General features: G+C 63.9%; 16 protein-coding genes, 2 tRNA genes and 3 rRNA genes. 11 read left to right on the forward strand and 10 right to left on the reverse strand.

Annotated elements, in window-relative coordinates; all coding sequences use genetic code 11:
* Nucleotides 1–9: 9 nt before the first annotated feature.
* The 10 genes from ACEN9H_RS26515 to ACEN9H_RS26560 all read left to right on the forward strand — a co-directional run bounded on the left by ACEN9H_RS26515 (nucleotide 10) and on the right by ACEN9H_RS26560 (nucleotide 9,046).
* Entirely contained in the window at nucleotides 10–1,032 is a 1,023-nt protein-coding gene (locus ACEN9H_RS26515) for a FecCD family ABC transporter permease (RefSeq protein ID WP_056130987.1), read from the forward strand.
* A complete protein-coding gene (locus ACEN9H_RS26520; RefSeq protein WP_413672658.1) occupies nucleotides 1,029–1,808 on the forward strand; it encodes an ABC transporter ATP-binding protein in 780 nt (259 codons plus the stop codon). Before ACEN9H_RS26515 ends, ACEN9H_RS26520 begins: the two co-directional genes overlap by 4 nt.
* A complete protein-coding gene (cobO, locus tag ACEN9H_RS26525; protein ID WP_371765763.1) occupies nucleotides 1,801–2,427 on the forward strand; it encodes a cob(I)yrinic acid a,c-diamide adenosyltransferase in 627 nt (208 codons plus the stop codon). Before ACEN9H_RS26520 ends, cobO begins: the two co-directional genes overlap by 8 nt.
* Nucleotides 2,427–3,725, forward strand: coding sequence for a cobyrinate a,c-diamide synthase (locus ACEN9H_RS26530; protein WP_413672659.1), 1,299 nt, complete (start codon nucleotides 2,427–2,429; stop codon nucleotides 3,723–3,725). The genes cobO and ACEN9H_RS26530 overlap by 1 nt, the downstream gene beginning before the upstream one ends.
* Entirely contained in the window at nucleotides 3,722–4,282 is a 561-nt protein-coding gene (gene cobU / locus ACEN9H_RS26535) for a bifunctional adenosylcobinamide kinase/adenosylcobinamide-phosphate guanylyltransferase (RefSeq protein ID WP_056130970.1), read from the forward strand. Before ACEN9H_RS26530 ends, cobU begins: the two co-directional genes overlap by 4 nt.
* Complete coding sequence (cbiB, locus tag ACEN9H_RS26540; RefSeq protein WP_413672660.1) at nucleotides 4,276–5,217, forward strand: adenosylcobinamide-phosphate synthase CbiB; 942 nt, start codon at nucleotides 4,276–4,278, stop codon at nucleotides 5,215–5,217. Before cobU ends, cbiB begins: the two co-directional genes overlap by 7 nt.
* Nucleotides 5,210–6,202: a threonine-phosphate decarboxylase CobD gene (gene cobD / locus ACEN9H_RS26545; protein ID WP_413672661.1), complete on the forward strand. Its 993-nt coding sequence runs from the start codon at nucleotides 5,210–5,212 to the stop codon at nucleotides 6,200–6,202. Before cbiB ends, cobD begins: the two co-directional genes overlap by 8 nt.
* Entirely contained in the window at nucleotides 6,199–7,080 is an 882-nt protein-coding gene (locus ACEN9H_RS26550; protein WP_413672662.1) for a cobalamin-binding protein, read from the forward strand. The genes cobD and ACEN9H_RS26550 overlap by 4 nt, the downstream gene beginning before the upstream one ends.
* A complete protein-coding gene (locus ACEN9H_RS26555) occupies nucleotides 7,077–8,552 on the forward strand; it encodes a cobyric acid synthase (RefSeq protein ID WP_413672663.1) in 1,476 nt (491 codons plus the stop codon). Before ACEN9H_RS26550 ends, ACEN9H_RS26555 begins: the two co-directional genes overlap by 4 nt.
* Nucleotides 8,553–8,644: 92 nt before the next feature.
* Complete coding sequence (locus ACEN9H_RS26560) at nucleotides 8,645–9,046, forward strand: DUF2061 domain-containing protein (RefSeq protein WP_371765756.1); 402 nt, start codon at nucleotides 8,645–8,647, stop codon at nucleotides 9,044–9,046.
* Nucleotides 9,047–9,049: 3 nt separating this feature from the next.
* On the opposite strand, the gene ACEN9H_RS26565 is transcribed toward ACEN9H_RS26560, so the two are convergent.
* From ACEN9H_RS26565 to ACEN9H_RS26605, 9 genes are all read right to left on the reverse strand, one after another.
* On the reverse strand, nucleotides 9,050–10,273 hold the full coding sequence (locus ACEN9H_RS26565) for a glycoside hydrolase family 5 protein (protein ID WP_413672664.1): 1,224 nt from the start codon (nucleotides 10,271–10,273) through the stop codon (nucleotides 9,050–9,052).
* Nucleotides 10,274–10,299: 26 nt separating this feature from the next.
* The gene (locus ACEN9H_RS26570; protein WP_413672665.1) at nucleotides 10,300–12,342 is read right to left on the reverse strand and encodes a beta-galactosidase; all 2,043 of its coding nucleotides are present in this window, start codon (nucleotides 12,340–12,342) and stop codon (nucleotides 10,300–10,302) included.
* 100 nt (nucleotides 12,343–12,442) lie between these two features.
* A complete protein-coding gene (locus tag ACEN9H_RS26575) occupies nucleotides 12,443–13,582 on the reverse strand; it encodes a helix-turn-helix domain-containing protein (RefSeq protein ID WP_160410941.1) in 1,140 nt (379 codons plus the stop codon).
* Between the two features lie 229 nt (nucleotides 13,583–13,811).
* Nucleotides 13,812–13,924: ribosomal RNA gene (rrf, locus tag ACEN9H_RS26580) — 5S ribosomal RNA — on the reverse strand.
* Nucleotides 13,925–14,048: 124 nt separating this feature from the next.
* Nucleotides 14,049–16,925: ribosomal RNA gene (locus tag ACEN9H_RS26585) — 23S ribosomal RNA — on the reverse strand.
* Nucleotides 16,926–17,131: 206 nt separating this feature from the next.
* Nucleotides 17,132–17,207 (reverse strand) — tRNA-Ala (locus ACEN9H_RS26590).
* Between the two features lie 11 nt (nucleotides 17,208–17,218).
* Nucleotides 17,219–17,295: transfer RNA gene (locus ACEN9H_RS26595), tRNA-Ile, on the reverse strand.
* Between the two features lie 83 nt (nucleotides 17,296–17,378).
* Nucleotides 17,379–18,907: ribosomal RNA gene (locus ACEN9H_RS26600) — 16S ribosomal RNA — on the reverse strand.
* Together the 16S, 23S and 5S rRNA genes with 2 tRNA genes alongside form the textbook arrangement of a ribosomal RNA operon.
* A gap of 409 nt (nucleotides 18,908–19,316) precedes the next feature.
* Complete coding sequence (locus ACEN9H_RS26605; RefSeq protein WP_160406459.1) at nucleotides 19,317–20,093, reverse strand: enoyl-CoA hydratase; 777 nt, start codon at nucleotides 20,091–20,093, stop codon at nucleotides 19,317–19,319.
* A gap of 91 nt (nucleotides 20,094–20,184) precedes the next feature.
* Between ACEN9H_RS26605 and ACEN9H_RS26610 the strand changes: the two genes are divergently transcribed.
* Complete coding sequence (locus ACEN9H_RS26610; RefSeq protein ID WP_413672666.1) at nucleotides 20,185–21,438, forward strand: MFS transporter; 1,254 nt, start codon at nucleotides 20,185–20,187, stop codon at nucleotides 21,436–21,438.
* Between the two features lie 3 nt (nucleotides 21,439–21,441).
* Here the strand turns inward: ACEN9H_RS26610 and ACEN9H_RS26615 are convergent, their stop codons facing one another.
* The gene (locus ACEN9H_RS26615; protein WP_413672667.1) at nucleotides 21,442–22,674 is read right to left on the reverse strand and encodes a murein transglycosylase A; all 1,233 of its coding nucleotides are present in this window, start codon (nucleotides 22,672–22,674) and stop codon (nucleotides 21,442–21,444) included.
* Between the last annotated feature and the right edge of the window lie 17 nt (nucleotides 22,675–22,691).

Raw genomic sequence — 22,691 nt, forward strand, 5'->3', positions numbered from 1 at the left:
CGACGAGCCATGCACCCTGTACCACCGCCCTTGCGCCAGCGCGCCATTCCGATCATCGTCACGCTGCTGTGCGTGGCGGCCGCCAGCCTGCTCGTCGCGGGCATGAGCGGATCGATTGCGGTCGCGCCGGCCGAGCTGCCGGACGCGGTGGCGCAGGTGCTGCGCGGCCGGCCGGAATCGCTGGCCGCATCGCTCGTCGAGCTGCGCGCCGGCCGCGCGCTGATGGCCTTCGTCACCGGCGGCGCGCTCGCGCTGGCCGGTGTCATGATGCAGGCGCTGCTGCGCAATCCGCTCGCCGACCCGTACGTGCTCGGCATCTCGGCCGGCGCGTCGGTCGGCGCGCTGTTCGCGCTCCTGATGATGTGCGCGGCGGCCACCGTGGACGGCGCGGCGATGGCCGGCGCGGTGACGATCGCCCTGCTGCTCTATCTGCTCGCGCGGCGCGACATGCGCAGCGGCGTCGCGGTGGAAGGCGGCACGTCGATGCTGCTGCTGACGGGCACGATCATGCAGTCGGCCAGCATGGCGCTCGTCACGCTGATGCTGTCGATCGCGCCGGAAGGGCGCCTGCGCAGCATGGTGTTCTGGATGATCGGCGACCTGGCCGGCGCGCCGCTGCGCATCCTGCCCTGGATCGTGCTGGCCGCGGCGCTCGTGTACGCGCTGCGCAACGCGCGTGCGATGAACATGCTCGCGCTGCACGCGGAAGCCGCCGCCACGCTGGGCGTGCGCGTGGGCGCCGTGCGCAAGGGCCTGTTCTTCGTGTCGGCCGTGCTGACGGCGAGCGCGGTGACGAGCGCCGGCGCCATCGGCTTCGTCGGCCTGATCGTGCCGCACGCCTGCCGCTTCGCGTTCGGCCCCGATCACCGCGTGCTCATCCCGGCCGCCGTGCTGGGCGGCGGCAGCCTGCTCGTGCTGTGCGATACGGTCGCGCGCACGGTCGTCGCGCCGACCCAGCTGCCCGTCGGCGCCATCACGGCGCTGATCGGCGCGCCCGTCTTCCTGTATCAACTGCACCGGATGCACAAATGACGATCGCGACCCGACAACTGGAATTGCGCGCCGGCGACCGCGTACTCGTGCACGGTCTGGACTGGGAGGTGCGCGCCGGCGAATGCTGGTCCATCATTGGCCGCAACGGCGCCGGCAAGAGCACCCTGCTGCGCACCGTGGCCGGCCTGCGCGCGCCCGATGCGGGCACCGTCGCGCTGCACGACCGCCCGCTGCCCGACTGGCCGCCGGAAGCGCTGGCACATGAACGCGCGTACCTGCCGCAGTCGCGCAGCGATGCGTTCGCGTACAGCGTGATGGAGACCGTGCTGTCCGCGCGCCATCCTTACCACGCCAACCATTACTGGGAACAGAGCGACGACCATCACGCGGCCGTGAACGCCCTCGTGGCGATGGAAGTCGAGCACCTCGCCACGCGCGACGTCCGTACGTTGTCCGGCGGCGAGCGCCAGCGCGTGGCCATCGCCGCGCTGCTCGCGCAGGACACACCGCTGCTGTTGCTGGACGAGCCGGCGAACGCGCTCGACCTGGCGCACCAGGTGCGCACGATGTCGCTGCTGTCGCGCCTGTGCCGGCAAAGCGGCAAGACCATCGTGATGATCGGCCACGACCTGAACCTGGCACACAGTATCTCCACCCACGCCCTGCTGCTGATGGGCGACGGCCGCTGGCACGCCGGCACCGTCGACGACGCGCTGCAGGCACCGCTGCTGAGCAGCTATCTCGGCCACCCGATCGACGCGATCGAGAACAAGGGCCGCCGTATTTTCATTCCCCTGGAGGCCCCTCATGACTGAAATGACCCCTGAACAAACCGCGGAACTGAACGAGCGCCACCGCGCGCGCATGGAACGCAAGAAGGCGATCATCGACGCCAAGATCGCCGCGGCCGACAAGAAGATCGGCATCATCATCGTCAACACCGGCAACGGCAAGGGCAAGAGCTCGAGCGCGTTCGGCATGGTCGCGCGCGCGCTGGGCCACGGCATGAAGGTGGGCGTCGTCCAGTTCATCAAGGGCGCGATGTCCACCGGCGAAGAGATGTTCCTGCGCCGCTTCCCCGACGACGTCGGTTTCCACGCGATGGGCGAAGGCTATACGTGGGAGACGCAGAACCGCGAGCGCGACATCGCCAAGGCCGAGGAAGCCTGGGAGCAGGCGCGCCGCTTCCTGGCCGATCCCGCCTACGGCCTCGTCGTGCTGGACGAACTGAACATCGCGCTGAAGTATCGCTACCTGGACGTGCACACGGTGATCGCCGACCTGCTCGACCGCCCGGACATGCAGCACGTCGTCGTGACGGGCCGCGCGGCGCCGCCGGAACTCATCGCCGTCGCCGACACCGTGACCGAAATGAACGTCGTCAAGCACGCCTTCAAGGCGGGGATCGCGGCGCAGGCCGGGACGGAGTGGTGATGGCCTCCGGCGCCCGCATGCTGCTGGTCGCGGCCATCGCGTCCGGCCAGGGCAAGACGACGGTGACGGCCGCGCTGGCGCGCCGCCTGCGCCGCATGGGCCAGCGGGTGCACGTCTTCAAATGCGGGCCGGACTTCATCGACCCGATGGTCCTCGAGCACGCCAGCCGCGCGAAGGTCCATACGCTCGACCTGTGGATGGTCGGGCTGGAGCAGAGCCGCCAGCGCCTGGCCCGCGCGGCGCGCGACGCGGACGTCGTGCTGGTCGAAGGCGTGATGGGCCTGTACGACGGCGATCCGTCCGCCGCCGACCTCGCGCGCGCATTCGACCTGCCCGTGCTGGCCGTGATCGATGCGTCGGCGATGGCGCAGACGGCCGGCGCCGTCGTCATGGGCCTGCGCGACTACGGGCCCGTGCGCATGGCCGGCGTCGTCGCCAACCGCGTCGCCAGCGAGGGCCATGCACGCATGGTGGCGGCGTCGCTGCGCGACATCCCGCTGCTCGCGACCTTGCCGAAGCAGGCGCGCCGGCTGCCGGAACGCCATCTCGGCCTCGTCGTGCCGGGCGAAGTCGCCGACATCGACGTCATCCTCGACGAACTGGCCGACCAGTTGCAGCTGGACGAGGCGCAATGGAACGCGCTGGCGCCGCAGCTGCCGGACGAAGCCTTGCCGGAAGAACCGGTGGCGCCGCTGCTGGCCGGGCTCACGGTGGCGATCGCGCGCGACGCCGCGTTCTGCTTCCTGTACCCCGCCAACGTCGATACGCTGGAAGCGCTGGGCGCGCGCATCACGTGGTTCTCGCCGCTGGCGGACGAGCCGGTGCCCGAGAATGCCGACGCCGTCTACCTGCCGGGCGGCTACCCGGAACTGCACGGCGAAGAACTGGCGCAGGCCGGGCGCTGGCAAGCATCGATCCGCGCGGCGCATGCGGCGGGCCTGCCTATCCTCGCGGAATGCGGCGGCATGATGGTGCTGGCCGAATCGCTCGCGGACAAGGAAGGCCGCGACTGGCCGATGGCCGGCCTGCTGCCGGGCCGCGTGCTGATGCAGCAACGCCTCGCGGGACTGGGATCGCAGGGCCTCGCGACGAACGCCGGGCAGATGCGCGGCCACACCTTCCACTATTCGCGCCTGGAGACCCCGCTCGCCCCCGTCGCGTGGACGGTCAAGCATCCGTCCGGTGCGCAGGGCGAGGCCGTCTACCGCGTCGGGTCGCTGACGGCGTCGTACTTCCACGCGTTCTTCGCCTCCAACCCGGCCGCCGTCGCGAGCCTGCTGCAGGGAGAGCTGGAATGAGCCGCACCCTCGTCCTCGGCGGCGCCCGGTCCGGCAAGAGCGGGCTGGCCGAACGGCTCGCGCGCGCGTCCGGCAAGGACGTCGTGTATGTCGCGACGTCGTATGCGGGCGATGCCGAGATGTCGGCGCGGATCGAGCATCATCGCGCGCGCCGGCCGGCCGGGTGGACAACGGTGGAGGAAGCGACGGCGCTGGCGGCCACGTTGCGGACGTTGTGTGCCCCTGGGCGCATCGTGCTCGTCGACTGCCTGACGTTGTGGCTGACGAACCTGATGTTCTCCACGCAGCGGGAATTTCCCGAGGTCGGCCCTATCGACCTGCCGCCGCTGTTCGTCGATGAACGTGCCGCGCTGCTCGACTGGCTGGATGCCAAGCCCGCCGGCGACGTCGTCTTCGTATCGAACGAAACCGGCATGGGCATCGTGCCCTACGGCGCCGTGTCGCGCGCTTTCGTGGACGAAGCGGGCCGCCTGAACCAGGACGTCGCGGCGCGCTGCGACCGCGTGCTGTTCGTCGCGGCCGGCCTGCCGCTCGTGCTGAAGGGCGCACCATGCTGAGCGGGCTGGCGCCCACGACGCTTGCGCTGGCGCTCGTCGCCGGCATCGTGCTGGACCTGTTGCTGGGCGAAGCGCGGCGCTGGCATCCGCTCGTCGGCTTCGGCCGGCTGGCGTCCGCACTGGAACGCCGGCTCAACGGAGGGCGCTCGCGCACCGCACGCGGCCTGCTCGCGTGGATGCTCGCCGTACTGCCGTTGTCGCTGCTTGCGTGGCTCGCGTGCGCGTACGCCGGCGCGGCCGTCCATGCCGTGCTGCTGTACCTGGGCATCGGCCTGCGCAGCCTGCGCGACCATACGTTGCCGATCCATGCGGCGCTCGTGCGCGGCGATCTCGATGCGGCGCGCGGCTTGACGTCGCGCATTGTCAGCCGCGACACGGAGCAAGCCGGCGAATCGGACCTCGCCAAGGCCGGCGCCGAATCGCTGCTCGAAAACGGCAACGACGCGGTGTTCGGCACGCTGTTCTGGTTCCTCGTCGGCGGCGGCGCCGGCGTCGTGTTGTTCCGCCTCGCGAACACGCTGGATGCCATGTGGGGCTACCGCAATGCGCGCTTCAACCTGTTCGGCCGCGTGGCCGCACGCGTCGACGATGTGCTGAACTACGTCCCTGCGCGCCTGACCGCCCTGTCGTACGTGCTGCTGGCGGAACGGGGCCGGCTGCGCGCCTGGCGCTGCTGGCGCGCGCAAGCGCCCGCGTGGAGCAGCCCGAACGCGGGCCCCGTGATGGCCAGCGGCGCCGGCGCGCTGGGCGTGCAGCTCGGCGGCGCGGCCGTGTACGACGGCGTGACGGAACAGCGTCCCCCGCTCGGCACCGGTCCCGACGCGTGCGCGGACGACATCGTGCGCGCCTGGCGCCTCGTGTGGCGCACCACGCTGCTGTGGGTCGTCGTGGCCGGCGGCGCGCTGTTCGTATTGGATGGAGCGATCCATGCTTGAACACGGCGGCAACCTGCGCGCGGCGCAGCAACGCTACGGCCGCACGGACTGGATCGACCTCTCCACCGGCATCAATCCGCACGGCTATCCGGCGCCGGCGCCGACGCCGGACGCGTGGCACCGCCTGCCGGAACGGGATCCGGAGCTCCTGCGTGCCGCATGCGCGTACTACGGCGCACCGCAGTTGCTGCCGGTCGCGGGCACGCAGGCGGCGATCCAGGCCCTGCCGCGTCTACGGGCAGAACTTGCCGGGCCGGCGCGCGTGACGATGTCCGCGCCGTCGTATGCGGAACACGCGCACCACTGGGGCCGCCACGGCCACGTTATGCATCAGGTGGCGTACGATGCGCTCGACGATGCGGTGGACGGCAGCGACGTGGTCGTCGTCGTCAACCCGAACAATCCGACCGGGGCGACGGTGGCGCCGGACCGATTGCTGGCGTGGGCCGAACGGCTCGCGGCGCGCGGCGGCTGGCTCGTCGTGGACGAGGCGTTCGGCGACACGGCGCGCGCACCCCGCGTGGCGGCCCACGCCGGCCGGCCCGGTCTCATCGTGCTGCGCTCCGTCGGCAAATTCTTCGGCCTGGCCGGCTTGCGGCTCGGTTTCGTCGGCGCGGACACGCCCCTGCTGACGGCGCTGGACGACCTGCTCGGGCCATGGGCCGTCAGCGGCCCGGCGCAGGAGATCGCGATCGCCGCGCTGCGCGACCACGGCTGGCAACAGGCCACGCAAACGCGCCTCGCGCGCGACGGTGCGCGCATGCACGCGCTGCTGGCGAACCATGGCATCGACACGCACGGCACCCCGCTGTTCCACTGGTGGGCAGAGCCGCGCGCCGAGGCCTTTCATGAACACATGGCGCGCCGCGCGATCTGGGTGCGGCTGTTCCCCGGCGCGGCGCGCGGCATCCGCGTCGGCCTGCCGGGGAACGAATCCGCATGGCAGCGCATCGAACAAGCACTCCGGGAATGGAACGACACATGAAACGACCGATCATCACCGCCGCCACGCTCCTGTGCGCGGCCAGCCTGCAGGCGCAGGCCGCCATCAGCGTCAAGGACGACGCCGGCGCCACCGTCACCGTCGCGAAACCGGCCCAGCGCGTGATCTCGCTGGCGCCGCACGTCACCGAGCTGCTGTTCGCGGCGGGCGGCGGCAGCCATGTCGTGGGCGTCGTCTCGTACAGCGACTTTCCCGAGGAAGCGAAGAAAATCCAGCAGATCGGCTCGAACCGCGAAGTCGACCTGGAACGCATCATGGCGCTGAAGCCCGACCTGGTCGTCGTCTGGCGCCACGGCAGTTCCGAGCGCCAGATCGAGATGGTGCAGAAGCTCGGCATCCCGATGTTCCACAGCGAGCCGCAGAAGCTGGAAGACATCGCGGACAACGTGCAGAAGCTCGGCCAGCTGATGGGCACCGACGCCATCGCCGGCCCCGCGGCAGCCAGCCTGCGCGGCAGGATCGCCGACCTGCGCGCCCGTTATGCGAAGCGCCCCGTCGTGCGCAGTTTTTACCAGGTGTGGGACAAGCCGCTGTACACGCTGAACGGCCGCCACATCGTCAGCGACGCGCTGCGCCTGTGCGGCGGCGAGAACATCTTCGACAAGCTGCCTGTGACGGCGCCCGTCGTGTCGGTCGAAGCCGTGCTGCAGGAGAATCCGGAAGCGATCTTCGCCACCGCGGAAAAGAACTACGGCGGCGTGAGCCTGTGGAAGCCCTACGGGACACTCACCGCCGTCCGCAACAACAACCTGTTCACCATCGACGGCAACCTGCTCAACCGCGCCGGCCCGCGCATGATCGCCGGTGCCGCGCAGCTGTGCGAGAAGCTCGAACTGGCGCGCAGCCATCGCAGCAAATGAGCCGCTTCCCATATTCGACCCTGATGGTGCAGGGCACGACGTCGGACGCGGGCAAGAGCACGCTCGTCGCCGCGCTGTGCCGGCTGCTGGTGCGCCGCGGCGTGCGCGTGGCGCCGTTCAAGCCGCAGAACATGGCCCTGAACAGCGCCGTCACGAGCGACGGCGGCGAGATCGGCCGCGCGCAGGCGCTGCAGGCCGTCGCCGCAGGGCTCGAACCGCACACGGACATGAACCCGGTGCTGCTCAAACCGTCGAGCGACACGGGCGCGCAAGTCGTCATCCACGGCCGCGTGCGCGCCGAGATGAATGCGCGCGACTACCACCAGTACAAGACGGTGGCAATGCAGGCCGTGCTGGAATCGCATGCGCGGCTGCGCGCGCAATACGACGCCGTGATCGTGGAAGGCGCCGGCAGCCCGGCCGAGATCAACCTGCGCGACCGCGACATCGCCAATATGGGGTTCGCGGAAGCGGTCGACTGCCCGGTGATCCTCGTCGCCGACATCGACCGCGGCGGCGTGTTCGCCCACATCGTCGGCACGCTCGCCTGCCTGTCGGACAGCGAACGCGCGCGCATCAAGGGCTTCGTCATCAACCGCTTCCGCGGCGACATCAGGCTGCTCGAACCGGGCCTGGACTGGCTGGAAGAACAGACGGGCAAGCCGGTGCTGGCCGTGCTGCCCTATCTGCACGGGCTGTATCTCGATGCGGAAGATGCCGTGCAGGCCGTGACGCCCGGGACCGGCGCGTTCCGCGTGGTCGTGCCCAGCTATCCGCGTATGAGCAACCACACGGACTTCGATGCGCTGCGCGTCCATCCCGACCTCGACCTGCGCTTCGTGCGCGAAGGCGAACCGGTGCCGGAGGCGGACCTCATCATCCTCCCCGGCAGCAAGAACACGCGCGGCGACCTCGCCTGGCTGCATGCGCAGGGCTGGCCGGAGCGCATCCGCCGCCACCTGCGCTACGGCGGCAAGGTGATCGGCATCTGCGGCGGCTTCCAGATGCTGGGGGCCTGCGTCGACGATCCGCACGGCGTGGAAGGCGCCGCCGGCCACTCCAGGGGGCTCAGTCTGCTGGACCTCGGTACGACGCTGACGCGCCAGAAGCGCCTCGCGCAGGTAACCGGCCGCTGCACGTTCGCGCCGGATGCGCTGGAGGCGGCGGTTACCGGCTACGAGATCCACATGGGCGTGTCGACGGGCGATGCGTTGTCCCGGCCCGCGTTCGAGATCGACGGCCGCCCGGAAGGTGCCTGCTCGGACGATGGCCAGGTCCTGGGCACCTATCTGCACGGGCTGTTCGACCATGCCGATGCGTGCACGGCGCTGCTGCGCTGGGCGGGGTTGCACAGCGCGCATGTCGTGGACACGGCGGCGCTGCGGGAGGCGAGCCTGGACCGCATCGCGGATGCGGCGGCGCCGCTCCTCGACCGGCTGCTGGCGCTCGCCTGCTCCTCGATGGTCGATTGAGCCAGCCTATCGCCGGCTTCAAATCATCCGATTGGCCCACTCAAATGAGAATCGATATCATTTGAGCGAGCTGGACGATAAAGGAGAATCTCATGGCAGCGGCACGCAAAGGCAGTCAGGTCATCACGCACATGGCGATCGGTTTCGCGATCGCCTATGCGTTCACGGGGTCGATCGCACTCGGCGGACTCGCCGTGGTGGTCGAACCCGTGCTGAACGTGCTGCTGCTGCCGTTCCACGAACGGGCGTGGGCGCGCGGGGTGCATGCGGCCAGCGGGCGACGCCGCTACCTGCTGGCCAGCCTCGAGAAGATCAGCCAGGCCGCGATGCACGCCGTCATCGCCTTCCTCGTGCTGTACCTCGCCACCGGGTCGGTGGCCTTCGGCGGCATGGCAGCGCTGCTCGAACCGGTTTGCAACGTGATCCTGATGCCGCTGCACGACCGGTTGTGGGACAACGCGATCGGCCGCGGCGTCAGTACGTCCCCGACTTGACCATCACTCCCCGGACGCGCCCTCGCGCATCGCATCGAGCGTCTGCCGGTCGAAGACCGTGCCGCTCTTCCGGTCGAACAGGCCGAAGCTGTTCGGACCGAGATCGCCCGTGTCCCAGTAAAACGGGATCATGCCGTTCTTCAGGGCGGTCTTGACGACGTACTTGTGATAGTAGGCGCGGCTGGCGAGGTGCAGCTTGAGATCGTCGCCCGTCAGTTGCGAGCGGCGGATCGCGCCGAATTCGCCGAGGAGGACGGGGATGCCCTTGTCCACGAACTGCGCCTTCATGCGGCCGAACAGGTCGTCGACCAGTGCCTCCTCGCCCGCGGTCGCATTGCGGGCGGTGTCGGTCCTGGAGTGATACGCCGCGCCCCAGTAATAGGCTTGCTTGCCCCACGCTTCGTCCTTCGTCATCAGGGCGAAGTTGAACGGGGTATAGAAGTGGACTTCCGCCATCAGGCGGCCGGGGACGGTATCGGTCGGCATGGCCGTCATCAGCTTGTTGGTCTTCTCGATGTCGGTGCCTGGCCCCTGCACCACCAGCACGCGGTAGGCGTTACGGCCGCCGGTCGAGCGCACGGCATCGACGAAAGTCTGATGGTACGACGCCAGGATGGCCATCTGGCCGGCGTCCTTGACGTCCGGTTCGTTGGCGCTGGCGAAGAGCACGTGGCCATCGAAGTCGCGCAGCAGCGTGGCGATCTGTTCCCAGTACGCCTTCTGTTTCGCGTTGACGGCGGCCTGCCTGTCGGCCGTGAAGTTCTCCTGGAGCCAGCCGCCGTCCCAGTGGATGTTCACCAGCACGACCATGTCGTTGTCGACGCAGTACTGCACCACCTGCTTCACACGGGCCAGCCAGGTGTCGCTGATCTTGCCCGTCTTCGGGTCGGCATACTGGTCCCACGCCACGGGCAGGCGGATGGCATCGAAGCCGCCCTGCCTGACCAGCCGGATCAGGCGATCGCTGACGAGCGGATTGCCCCAGTTGGTCTCGCCGCCGATGGCTTCCATCGTATTCCCGACGTTCCAGCCCAGGCGCATCCTGCCCACCATGTGCACCGCGTCGTCGCGCATGCCCGACATGTCGGCGGGCAGCGGGTTCGGATTGTAGCTGGGGTAGTGTACCGGTACCGGCGCCGGCGTCCGGGCGCGCAGCGCGGCGAGCGCCAATCCCAGCACCAGCAGCGCGGCGCAGGCAAGACCGATCTTCTTCATGAAACGATTCATTCCGTCTTCCAGAACAGGGTTGGCGCTTATTTGCGCAGCAGCTCCGCGCCGAAGGGCTCGAGCCGCAGCGTGCCGTTCCACGCGCGGCCTCCGAGCACGCCGGTGGCAGTACCGTCGAACTTCACGTCCTGCGGTTGGGTCGTCGTGTTGACGTACAGCGTGCGGCCATCGACCTCGCGGGCATAGACGCCTTCCGGTGTCGCGGGGCCCCGCTTGATGCCAAGCTCGCCGTACAGGCTGCGGTACAACGCCTGCATGACGGGGCGCTGCGCGGCCGTGGCGACGTAGATCGCCCTGCCCTTGCCGTAGCGGTTTTCGGTGATCGCGGGCGGCGCATCCGGCACGTTGGTCAGGCGCGCGACGACCTTGGCGGTGGACGGCTCCAGCACTTCGTAGAACTTCGTCGTCGTCGTCACGGTCTTGCCGTCGAAGCCGACGTCGAGCGGCGCGTCGGCGTTGTAGTATTCGCTGGTGCGCAGGCCGAACACGTCGCTGAGGCGGCCCGGCAGCGGGGTGTCGAACCATTGACCGGTCTCGTTGACCTTCGCGGAGAACGCCGTCATCACGACGGTACCGCCGTCCTGCACGTAGCGGCGCAGCGCGTCCGCACTTGCCTTGTCCATCAAGACGTCGGCCGCCACCACGACCATCTTGTAGCGCCGCAGATCGTCATGGCCCACGTGGATGACGGCGGTGTCGATGTTGTCGTTGAAGATGGGCGCGAACGCGTTGTGGAGCTGGTCCATGTACGGGATCGTGAAGTACTGGCGCATCGTGTTCGACGGCCCCGGCGGCGTCGAGGCGTTGCGGCTGTCGAACGAGTACGCGAACGCGATTTGCGGTTCGGTGTGGCGCGGGAAGCCCAGTGCCTGCAGCGTCTTGAATTCGCGGGCGATCGTGCCGAATTCCCACAGCTTCCACGACGGCTTGCTGTCGTGGTCGAGGAGGCCCATCAACGCCTGCTCCTCGCCGCCGAGGTGGGAATTGTACGTCCATGCCATCACCGACTGGGCGCCGAGCAGCAGGCCGAAATGAGCCCACATGCGCGAGCGCCCTTTGGTCCCGTAGTAGCCGCCGCCGCCCGCCGTGAACTCGTTGAACCAGATGGGCGTGTCCAGGCCGGCCTTCATCATCAATGCTTCAAAGCCGGACCCGACCGGCTCGCCCGGATAAAAGCCCATCGCGCCGTAATGCGCGTACTGGCGATACGTCGACAGATAATCGAAGCCCTTGCGCCCGGCGCTGTCCCACAGGTTCGAGATCGCCGGCTTGTCCGGCGCATACTTCACGCGGACGGCTTCGAGGTCCTTCAGCACGGCGATCGTGTTGTCGGACCAGAAGCGGCGCAGGTCGAGGTTGCGCTCGGCCGGGCCGGGACCGTCCGCATACGGCAGTTCCACTTCATCCCACGACGACAGGTGGCGCGACCAGCGCTGGGTCGCCCACGCCTGGTTCAGCGCATCCAGCGTACCGTATTTGCGTTTGAGCCAGGCGACGAAGCGGGTCCGGTCGGCCTTCGAATACGACATGAACGTGTTGCCGATCTCGTTGTCGAACCCGATCGCGATCACGGCCGGATGTTTGCCGTAGCGCTGCGTCAGCTTCTCGGCCAGACGGACGGCGTGACGGCGGTAATCCGGGTCGCTGATGTCGAGCATGTAGCGCTCGGCCGGCTGCACGGTCGCGCCCTGTGCATTCACGAGGTTCACGCCTGGGTATTTGTGATGCAGCCACAGGGGCGCCGGCGTGCCGGGGATGTCCACGATCACCTTGATGCCGTTCGCCTGCATGGCGTCGACGATGCGGTCGAATTCGGCGAACTTGAACTTGCCGTCTTCGGGTTCGAAATAATCCCAGGACAGGTCGCCCATCCGGACGACGTTGAACCCGGCCTCCTTCATCAGGGCGATGTCCCGCTGGATCTGGTCGGGCGTGCGGTCGACGGGCTGGTAGCACGTCCCGACGAACAGTTGTCCCGGGCCGGGCCAGCCCGCGGGGGCGGCGAGGGGGAGCGAGGCAGGCCCGGCCAGCGTGGCCAGGGCGAAGGCGATCTTTGCGATGAGTTTCATTTCCGATCTTTGAAAGTTTCTCGACCACAAAAGAATAACGGTGCCCAGCACCGTCTGATTAACGACAATGCGGAAGATTTGGCAAAAAATGCAGGATTTGTTATGAGTCGTGCTGCTCCTGCTGCGCGGTGCTCGCCACGGTCTTGAAGACCTTGGGCGTGCAGCCGTATTCTTCCTTGAACAGCTTGTTGAAATACGAGACGTTGGCGTAGCCGACGGAATAGGCGACCTCGGCCACGGTCACGGCGGGCGCCTCGGTGAGCAGCCGGGCCGATTCCGTCAGCCGAAGTTTTTTCAGGTAGGCCGTGAACGTCATGCCGAGTTCCCCCTTCAGCACTTCGTTGACCTTGTTGCGGTTGGCACCCGTTCCCGCGACGACGCTGTCCAGGTCCAGGTCGGGATTCGTATAATTCGTCGCGATGAAACGCAGGACGGCCGCCTTTTCCTTGTCCTTGAACGGTTCGAGTGTCAGCTGCCGATAGGCGACGAGCGGCAAATCCTTCCTGAGCTTGGTGTCCAGGCTGGCAGACAGTTCGCGCGAGTGGGCCCGGAAAAACCAGAACGCGAAGGCGCACCAGCTGCTCACGAGGATGATCGCCAGGGCGACGAGATATCGATAATCGCGCCCATGTAACGTCACGCGACTGATCTCCACGCGGCTGTCGCGGTCGCGTGGGGTCTGCTGGCTGACACCGAAGACGAATTTCGCCACCTGGTTCAGTTGATAAGACTGGTGCGACAGGTCGAGATGCATCCTGTCGTACCACCACTGCGGAATGGTCAGCCGCGTCAGGTCCAGCGATACGGGCGTACCCTTCTCATTGCAGGAGAAAAACGTGAGCGGCGACGGGTAGGTCAGGTAGTCGCCCGGCTTCGAGATGGTCGCGTCGAATGTCGGCAAGGCGAATATGAGGGCGTTCATCGGATTGCATTTGGCCGTGAACGTGATGGTGTCGAATCTCGACAAATCCACCGGCACGGCATTGCCTTCGCCGTCCTCGAACAACATGTCGGCCGAGACGAATGGATACGTCGTCGCCCGCGTGAGCCGGAAGTCGAAACGCAGCGATCGCTGGGCGGTCTCGATGACACGTATCGTCGAGGTACCGCCCTCTGGCGCGTCCGTCTTCGTGACCGGGCGCCAGTACAAGCCCCCGCCGCCCGGCGGCATCAGCGCGGCGGATGGATAACTTTGGTACACGCACAGGCAGGCGATCAACGCGTCCGCGAGCAGCAACAAAAGGAGAGCATAAAGCGCTTTTTTATAGAAATTTTGCATCTTGCCTACATCGGGTGTCTCGTCAGGAAAGCTTAGCGCCGGCGGCGCATGAAAGCGTAACAGGGCTGCAGTTTTTTATATGACGATGCAAAAATTTTCGTTTTCAGGGCAATTTTGCTATTGGCGGCAGATGGCGCTGAAAAGCAAAAAGCCCGCTCAGTGCATACTGAGCGGGCTTTTCTAATAACTAGCCTGACGATAACCTACTTTCACACTGGTTGCAGCACTATCATCGGCGCAGAGTCTTTTCACGGTCCTGTTCGGGATGGGAAGGGGTGGTACAGACTTGCTATGGTCATCAGGCATAACTTGTACGAGTGCCGCAGCTTATTGCATGCGTCACTCTGAATCCGGAAGAAGCAGTTTTCGTAATCTGTTGTCTCAACAAACAGCTGAACCCTTGCATTGGCATGACTGCCAAGGTTATAGGGACAAGCCGTACGGGCAATTAGTATCAGTTAGCTTAATGCATTACTGCACTTCCACACCTGACCTATCAACGTCCTGGTCTCGAACGACCCTTCAAGGAGCTCAAGGCTCCGGGAAATCTCATCTCAAGGCGAGTTTCCCGCTTAGATGCTTTCAGCGGTTATCTCTTCCGAACTTAGCTACCCGGCAATGCCACTGGCGTGACAACCGGTACACCAGAGGTTCGTCCACTCCGGTCCTCTCGTACTAGGAGCAGCCCCCTTCAAATTTCCAACGCCCACGGCAGATAGGGACCAAACTGTCTCACGACGTTTTAAACCCAGCTCACGTACCACTTTAAATGGCGAACAGCCATACCCTTGGGACCGGCTACAGCCCCAGGATGTGATGAGCCGACATCGAGGTGCCAAACTCCCCCGTCGATATGAACTCTTGGGAGGAATCAGCCTGTTATCCCCAGAGTACCTTTTATCCGTTGAGCGATGGCCCTTCCATACAGAACCACCGGATCACTATGTCCTACTTTCGTACCTGCTCGACTTGTCGGTCTCGCAGTTAAGCACGCTTATGCCATTGCACTATTAGCACGATGTCCGACCGTACCTAGCGTACCTTCGAACTCCTCCGTTACACTTTAGGAGGAGACCGCCCCAGTCAAACTGCCTACCATGCACTGTCCCCGACCCGGATCACGGGCCAAGGTTAGAACCTCAAACGAACCAGGGTGGTATTTCAAGGTTGGCTCCACGAGAACTGGCGTCCCCGCTTCAAAGCCTCCCACCTATCCTACACAGATTGGTTCAAAGTCCAATGCAAAGCTACAGTAAAGGTTCATGGGGTCTTTCCGTCTAGCCGCGGGTAGATTGCATCATCACAAACATTTCAACTTCGCTGAGTCTCGGGAGGAGACAGTGTGGCCATCGTTACGCCATTCGTGCAGGTCGGAACTTACCCGACAAGGAATTTCGCTACCTTAGGACCGTTATAGTTACGGCCGCCGTTTACTGGGACTTCAATCAAGAGCTTGCACCCCATCATTTAATCTTCCAGCACCGGGCAGGCGTCACACCCTATACGTCCACTTTCGTGTTTGCAGAGTGCTGTGTTTTTATTAAACAGTCGCAGCCACCAGTTTATTGCAACCCTTTCACCCTTCCACAGTAAAGTGGTCAAGCTACCGGGGCGTACCTTATCCCGAAGTTACGGTACCAATTTGCCGAGTTCCTTCTCCCGAGTTCTCTCAAGCGCCTTAGAATACTCATCTCGCCCACCTGTGTCGGTTTGCGGTACGGTCTCGTATGACTGAAGCTTAGAGGCTTTTCTTGGAACCACTTCCGATTGCTTCGTGTCACAAGGACACACGTCTCAACCCCTTGAATTACGCGCCCGGATTTGCCTAAGCGCCTTCTATGAGTCAAGAACCAACTATTCCAACAGTTGGACAACCTTCCGCGATCCGTCCCCCCATCGCATCATACGACGGTGCAGGAATATTAACCTGCTTCCCATCAGCTACGCATCTCTGCCTCGCCTTAGGGGCCGACTCACCCTGCTCCGATGAACGTTGAACAGGAAACCTTGGGCTTTCGGCGAGAGGGCTTTTCACCCTCTTTATCGCTACTCATGTCAGCATTCGCACTTCCGATACCTCCAGCATCCTTTACAAGACACCTTCTCAGGCTTACGGAACGCTCTCCTACCATATGTGCAAGCACATATCCGCAGCTTCGGTGACTGGCTTAGCCCCGTTACATCTTCCGCGCAGGACGACTCGATCAGTGAGCTATTACGCTTTCTTTAAATGATGGCTGCTTCTAAGCCAACATCCTGACTGTTTTAGCCTTCCCACTTCGTTTTCCACTTAGCCAATCTTTGGGACCTTAGCTGGCGGTCTGGGTTGTTTCCCTCTTGACGCCGGACGTTAGCACCCGACGTCTGTCTCCCAAGCTCGCACTCATCGGTATTCGGAGTTTGCAATGGTTTGGTAAGTCGCAATGACCCCCTAGCCATAACAGTGCTCTACCCCCGATGGTGATACTTGAGGCACTACCTAAATAGTTTTCGGAGAGAACCAGCTATTTCCAGGTTTGTTTAGCCTTTCACCCCTACCCACAGCTCATCCCCTAATTTTTCAACATTAGTGGGTTCGGACCTCCAGGGCGTGTTACCGCACCTTCATCCTGGCCATGGGTAGATCACCTGGTTTCGGGTCTACACCCAGCGACTGTCGCCCTGTTCGGACTCGATTTCTCTACGGCTCCCCTATTCGGTTAACCTCGCCACTGAATGTAAGTCGCTGACCCATTATACAAAAGGTACGCCGTCACCCCACGAAGAGGCTCCGACTGTTTGTATGCACACGGTTTCAGGATCTATTTCACTCCCCTCCCGGGGTTCTTTTCGCCTTTCCCTCACGGTACTGGTTCACTATCGGTCGATTACGAGTATTTAGCCTTGGAGGATGGTCCCCCCATCTTCAGACAGGATTTCTCGTGTCCCGCCCTACTTGTCGTACGCTTAGTACCACCGTTCGAATTTCGTGTAAGGGGCTATCACCCTCTATGGCCAGCATTTCCAGGCTGTTCCACTATTCAATCGACTATCACGTACAAGGCTCATCCCATTTCGCTCGCCACTACTTTGGGAATCTCGGTTGATTTCTTTTCCTGCAGCTACTTAGATGTTTCAGTTCGCCGCGTTCGCTTTGCATACCTATGTATTCAGTATGCAATGACCTAAAAGGCCGGGTTTCCCCATTCGGAAATCTGCGGATCAAAGTGTGTTTGCTCACTCCCCGCAGCTTATCGCAAGCTACTACGTCCTTCATCGCCTGTAATCGCCAAGGCATCCACCATGTGCACTTATTCACTTGTCCCTATAACGTTGGCCCCTGCATGAGTATCAGGGAACGTCATAACAACAAGAGTTCAGCTTACTTTGTTTGTTGATACATACAGATTACTACCCTAAGTGTGCATCCAACTTTCGTTAGCTACACGCTTAAAGAAAACTTTACTTCTTCCAGATTGTTAAAGAACGAGAACTACACTTACCTAAAACTAGCGTCTTACGTAAAGATAGTGGTGGAGGATGACGGGATCGAACCGACGACCCCCTGCTTGCAAAGCAGGTGCTCTCCCAGCTGAGCTAATCCCCCGACGCATAACGTGGTAGGGCTGGTTGGACTCGAACCAACGACCCCCGCGTTATCAACACGGTGCTCTAACCAGCTGAGCTACAGCCCCGAAAACTCTTCTCGTTTAACTTTAATAACAGCCGATAAGCGTAGGCGCTTGATGATGAGTCGTTAGACTCTGTGCCACTCTAGAAAGGAGGTGATCCAGCCGCACCTTCCGATACGGCTACCTTGTTACGACTTCACCCCAGTCACGAATCCTACCGTGGTAAGCGCCCTCCTTGCGGTTAAGCTACCTACTTCTGGTAAAACCCGCTCCCATGGTGTGACGGGCGGTGTGTACAAGACCCGGGAACGTATTCACCGCGGCATGCTGATCCGCGATTACTAGCGATTCCAACTTCACGCAGTCGAGTTGCAGACTGCGATCCGGACTACGATACACTTTCTGGGATTAGCTCCCCCTCGCGGGTTGGCGGCCCTCTGTATGTACCATTGTATGACGTGTGAAGCCCTACCCATAAGGGCCATGAGGACTTGACGTCATCCCCACCTTCCTCCGGTTTGTCACCGGCAGTCTCATTAGAGTGCCCTTTCGTAGCAACTAATGACAAGGGTTGCGCTCGTTGCGGGACTTAACCCAACATCTCACGACACGAGCTGACGACAGCCATGCAGCACCTGTGTTCAGGCTCCCTTTCGGGCACCCCTCAATCTCTCGAGGGTTCCTGACATGTCAAGGGTAGGTAAGGTTTTTCGCGTTGCATCGAATTAATCCACATCATCCACCGCTTGTGCGGGTCCCCGTCAATTCCTTTGAGTTTTAATCTTGCGACCGTACTCCCCAGGCGGTCTACTTCACGCGTTAGCTGCGTTACCAAGTCAATTAAGACCCGACAACTAGTAGACATCGTTTAGGGCGTGGACTACCAGGGTATCTAATCCTGTTTGCTCCCCACGCTTTCGTGCATGAGCGTCAATCTTGACCCAGGGGGCTGCCTTCGCCATCGGTGTTCCTCCACATCTCTACGCATTTCACTGCTACACGTGGAATTCTACCCCCCTCTGCCAGATTCAAGCCTTGCAGTCTCCATCGCAATTCCCAGGTTAAGCCCGGGGCTTTCACGACAGACTTACAAAACCGCCTGCGCACGCTTTACGCCCAGTAATTCCGATTAACGCTTGCACCCTACGTATTACCGCGGCTGCTGGCACGTAGTTAGCCGGTGCTTATTCTTCAGGTACCGTCATTAGCCCAGGATATTAGCCTGAGCCGTTTCTTCCCTGACAAAAGAGCTTTACAACCCGAAGGCCTTCTTCACTCACGCGGCATTGCTGGATCAGGCTTGCGCCCATTGTCCAAAATTCCCCACTGCTGCCTCCCGTAGGAGTCTGGGCCGTGTCTCAGTCCCAGTGTGGCTGGTCGTCCTCTCAGACCAGCTACTGATCGTCGCCTTGGTGAGCCTTTACCTCACCAACTAGCTAATCAGATATCGGCCGCTCCAGGAGCATGAGGTCTTGCGATCCCCCACTTTCATCCTTAGATCGTATGCGGTATTAGCGTAACTTTCGCTACGTTATCCCCCACTCTTGGGTACGTTCCGATATATTACTCACCCGTTCGCCACTCGCCGCCAGGTTGCCCCGCGCTGCCGTTCGACTTGCATGTGTAAAGCATGCCGCCAGCGTTCAATCTGAGCCAGGATCAAACTCTTCAGTTTAATCTCTGTTTTTGTCGGACTATTTCTAGTCCGAACCCCTCCCATTGGTCGGGGTTCGCTCACTCAAAATACTGACCGTTACTCATTGCTGAGCAACGTATTTCTTTTGCGTGAACATTTGATAATTTAAGCATTCAGCAACCACTTACGTAGCTGCTGGCACTTCATCAAACGCCCACACTTATCGACTGTTTATTGTTAAAGAACTGTATTCGGTACTGCCTTGCTGCGCTTGCGAATCGTTTTGTTCGTCAGCAGCAGAGAAGTGAGATTATGCAGTGTTTCGCTTAACTCGTCAACCCCTCGCTGTTTCTGCAACACATTGAATTCTTTCGATTTCGTGCGCTGCAGAAGCAGGACGCGAACTATAGCAAACCCGTCCGCGCCCATGCAAGGGGCTGTGGAAAAATTACATCCCTTCGAAATTCGGCTTGCGCTTCTCCAGGAACGCCGCCATCCCCTCCTTCTGTGCCGGCGTGCCAAATCCGGCATGAAAGAAGCGGCGCTCGTAGCGCACGCCTTCGGTCAGCGTCGTCTCGAACGCGCGGTTGACCGCATCCTTGATCTGCATGGCCACCGACACCGGCATCGCCGCGATCGTCTCCGCCACTTCCAGCGCCACCGTCATCACGAGGTCGGCCGGCACGACGCGCGACACGAGACCCGTGCGCTCTGCTTCCGCCGCGTCGATCATGCGCGCCGTCAGCAGCATGTCCATGGCTTTCGACTTGCCGATCGCGCGCGGCAGGCGCTGCGTGCCGCCGGCGCCCGGGGTGACGCCGACCTTGATCTCCGGCTGGCCGAACTTGGCCGTCTCCGACGCGATCAGGAAGTCGCACATCATCGCCAGTTCGCAGCCGCCGCCCAGCGCATAGCCGGCGACGACGCCGATCACCGGCTTGCGCACATTGAGGATGTGTTCCCAGTTGCGGCCGATGTAATTACCGGGATAGGTATCGGCGTACGTGTAATTGGCCATCGCGGCGATGTCGGCGCCCGCGGCGAACACCTTGTCGCTGCCGGTCAGGATGATGACGTTGACGGCCGGGTCGGCGTCGAACTTGTACAGCGCGTCGCCCAGCTCGTTCATCATGTTGTCGTTGAGGGCGTTCAGCGCCTTCGGACGGTTCAGGCGGATCACGACCACCTTGTCGTGGTGTTCGATCAGCAGGTCAGAATATTCCATGGGACACCCCTTAATAAGATGAGCCCAGATTGTAGCGCCTGAACGACGAAAGTGACGTATACGGCAATCATGTCTTTGTTATCATCGGTGCGTGCCTCTCCTCCGCAACCTTGCCACCGACCACCAGCTGCGCAACGCCGACTTTCGCCGTTTCTGGTTCAGCAGCACGCTGACCAATTTCGGCGCCCAGATCACGCTGCTGGCCCTCCCCATCTGCGCGGCCCTGCTGCTGCACGCGACACCGGCCCAGATGGGCGCCCTGGCCGCCGTCGGCTCCCTGCCGTTCCTGCTGTTCTCGCTGCCGACGGGTGTCCTGCTCGACCGCAGCCGGCGCCTGCCCGTCATGCTGGCCAGCGATGCGATGGTCGCGCTGAGCCTCGCCAGCGTGCCGTTCGCGTGGTGGCAGGGGTGGCTCAGCGTGCACTGGCTGTATGCGGTGCAGTTCATGCTGGGGACCGGATTCGTCGTGGGCGGCAGCGCGGAGCAGATCTTCCTGACGTTCCTCGTGGGCCGCGATGGCCTGATCGATGCGCAATCGAAGCTGGGGGCGACGGAATCCGCCTCGCGCCTGCTCGGTCCCGGCATCGCGGGCCTGCTCGTGCAGGCGCTGGGGGCGCCCGTCGCCATTCTGTGCAACGTGGCCGGCTTTACGGTCTCGTTGTGGAATCTGCGCCGGATCCGCACGCGCGAGCCGCAACCGCAGCCGCCCCAATCCCACGTGCTGCGCGACGTGGCCGAAGGATTGAAATTCGTGTGGAGCCAGCCGGTACTGCGACTGCTCGCATGGACGTCCGCGTGCTGGCACCTGCTGTTCTATGGCTACACGGCGCTGTACGTGCTGTTCGCCACGCGCGTGCTGGGGATGTCGCCGGGCCTGATGGGCACGTCGCAGATGCTGGGCGGCGCCGGCGTGCTGCTCAGTTCACTGATGCTGAAACCGCTGACGCGCCGCTTCGGCTCCGGCGGCGCCATCGCCACGGGCCTGTGCATCTCGTGCCTCGGCTTCATGCTGATGCCGACGATCCCGCGCGACCTGCTGGGCAACCGCGCCGCCACCGCGGCCGCCTACGCCGGCGTCGTGTTCTGCCTCGATTGCGGCGGCACCCTGTTCTTCCTGCCCTATCTCGCGCTGCGCCAGCGCGTCACGCCCGATGCGCTGCTGGGCCGGATGACGTCGACGATGCGCTTCATGACCGTGGCCGTGGCCCCGGTCGGCGCGGCCGGTGCCGGTGCGCTGGCCGAGCGGCTCGGCGTGCGCGGCGGCCTGACGGTCGTCGCGGCGGGCGCCCTGCTGCTGACCCTCACCACGTTGTTCGGCACCCGTCTGCACCGGATACGGCAATAAACCTCAGTTACCCGGTCGCGGCAGCAGCGCCCAGATCTGCCCGCGCTGCTTCATGCGGCCCGCGTTGTCGGCCGCCTGGCCGCCGAAGCCGAAGAAGAAGTCCGCGCGCACGGCCCCCTTGATGGCGCCGCCCGTGTCCTGCGCCATCACGAGGCGCTGCAGCGGCACGTCGCCCGCCGGCTCCGTCGTCGACAGGAACAGTGGCGCGCCGAGCGGGATGAAGGCCGGGTCGACGGCGACGGAGCGTGTGGGCGTCAGCGGCACGCCCAGGGCGCCCTTCGGGCCGACGTTCGGATCGGGCAGGCGCTCCTCGCGGAAGAACACATAGCTCGGGTTGACGTTGAGGAGTTCCTGGCGGCGCTCCGGATGCGCGGCGATCCACGCCTTGATGCCCTGCGCCGTCGCCTCGCCCGGCGCGAGTTCCTTCTGGTCGATCAGCCAGCGGCCGATCGCCTTGTACGGATGGCCGTTCTGGTCGGCGTAGGCGATGCGCACGGTGTCGCCGTCGTCCAGCTGCACGCGGCCGGAGCCCTGCACTTCGAGGAAGAACGCCTCCACGGGATCGTCGACCCACACCAGCTCCTTGCCCGGGATGCGCGCGCTCTCGATGTCGGCGCGCGTGGCGTACGGGACGACGGTCTTGCCGACGAGGCGTCCGCGCAGCCGCATGCCCTTCAGGCTCGGGTAGACGCTCGCCAGGTTCACGGTGATCAGGTCGTCCGGTACTTTATAGAGAGGTGTCTGGTACGCACCGCCGCGCTTGCGGGCGCCGCGCAGCATCGGCTCATAGTAGCCCGTGATCAGGCCCGCGTCCGCGCCGTCGGGGGCGCGCACGAGGTTCGGCACGAAATATGTCACGAAGAACTGGCGGATGGCCGTGCCGTCGCCGGGGTCGACCGATTTGCCGGCCGCGCACGGCGCCTTCCAGTCCGGCTTCGCGCCCAGCGCGCGGCAGGAGGCCTGGAACGCGGGCCAGGCCTGGCGCAGGTCGTCCTGCTGCCAGCCCGGCAACGCATCGAACGTGACGGGCGTGAACAGGGGTGCGGGCGGCGGCGGCTGTTGCGGCTGCGCCGGCGGCTGTTGCGGCTGCGCCGGTGGCTGGGTCGGCGGCACCGGCACGGGTCCGACGGGCGGCGGCAGCTTGATGGGCGGCTGCGGGGGCGGCGTCGTGGTACATGCCGCCAGCAAGGCGACGAGGGTCAATAAAGCGGGTACACTGCGGCGTGTCGAAAACATATGGGATGACAACGGAA

This window comes from Massilia cellulosiltytica (assembly GCF_047325105.1).
In the GTDB taxonomy this organism is placed as follows: domain Bacteria; phylum Pseudomonadota; class Gammaproteobacteria; order Burkholderiales; family Burkholderiaceae_D; genus Telluria; species Telluria orientalis.

Bases quoted from the DNA above. Each gene is read 5' to 3' on its own strand.
- ACEN9H_RS26515 (WP_056130987.1), top strand. From the start codon at position 10: ATGCACCCTGTACCACCGCCCTTGCGCCAGCGCGCCATTCCGATCATC.
- ACEN9H_RS26520 (WP_413672658.1), top strand. From the start codon at position 1,029: ATGACGATCGCGACCCGACAACTGGAATTGCGCGCCGGCGACCGCGTA.
- cobO (WP_371765763.1), top strand. From the start codon at position 1,801: ATGACTGAAATGACCCCTGAACAAACCGCGGAACTGAACGAGCGCCAC.
- ACEN9H_RS26530 (WP_413672659.1), top strand. From the start codon at position 2,427: ATGGCCTCCGGCGCCCGCATGCTGCTGGTCGCGGCCATCGCGTCCGGC.
- cobU (WP_056130970.1), top strand. From the start codon at position 3,722: ATGAGCCGCACCCTCGTCCTCGGCGGCGCCCGGTCCGGCAAGAGCGGG.
- cbiB (WP_413672660.1), top strand. From the start codon at position 4,276: ATGCTGAGCGGGCTGGCGCCCACGACGCTTGCGCTGGCGCTCGTCGCC.
- cobD (WP_413672661.1), top strand. From the start codon at position 5,210: ATGCTTGAACACGGCGGCAACCTGCGCGCGGCGCAGCAACGCTACGGC.
- ACEN9H_RS26550 (WP_413672662.1), top strand. From the start codon at position 6,199: ATGAAACGACCGATCATCACCGCCGCCACGCTCCTGTGCGCGGCCAGC.
- ACEN9H_RS26555 (WP_413672663.1), top strand. From the start codon at position 7,077: ATGAGCCGCTTCCCATATTCGACCCTGATGGTGCAGGGCACGACGTCG.
- ACEN9H_RS26560 (WP_371765756.1), top strand. From the start codon at position 8,645: ATGGCAGCGGCACGCAAAGGCAGTCAGGTCATCACGCACATGGCGATC.
- ACEN9H_RS26565 (WP_413672664.1), bottom strand. From the start codon at position 10,273: ATGAATCGTTTCATGAAGAAGATCGGTCTTGCCTGCGCCGCGCTGCTG.
- ACEN9H_RS26570 (WP_413672665.1), bottom strand. From the start codon at position 12,342: ATGAAACTCATCGCAAAGATCGCCTTCGCCCTGGCCACGCTGGCCGGG.
- ACEN9H_RS26605 (WP_160406459.1), bottom strand. From the start codon at position 20,093: ATGGAATATTCTGACCTGCTGATCGAACACCACGACAAGGTGGTCGTG.
- ACEN9H_RS26615 (WP_413672667.1), bottom strand. From the start codon at position 22,674: ATGTTTTCGACACGCCGCAGTGTACCCGCTTTATTGACCCTCGTCGCC.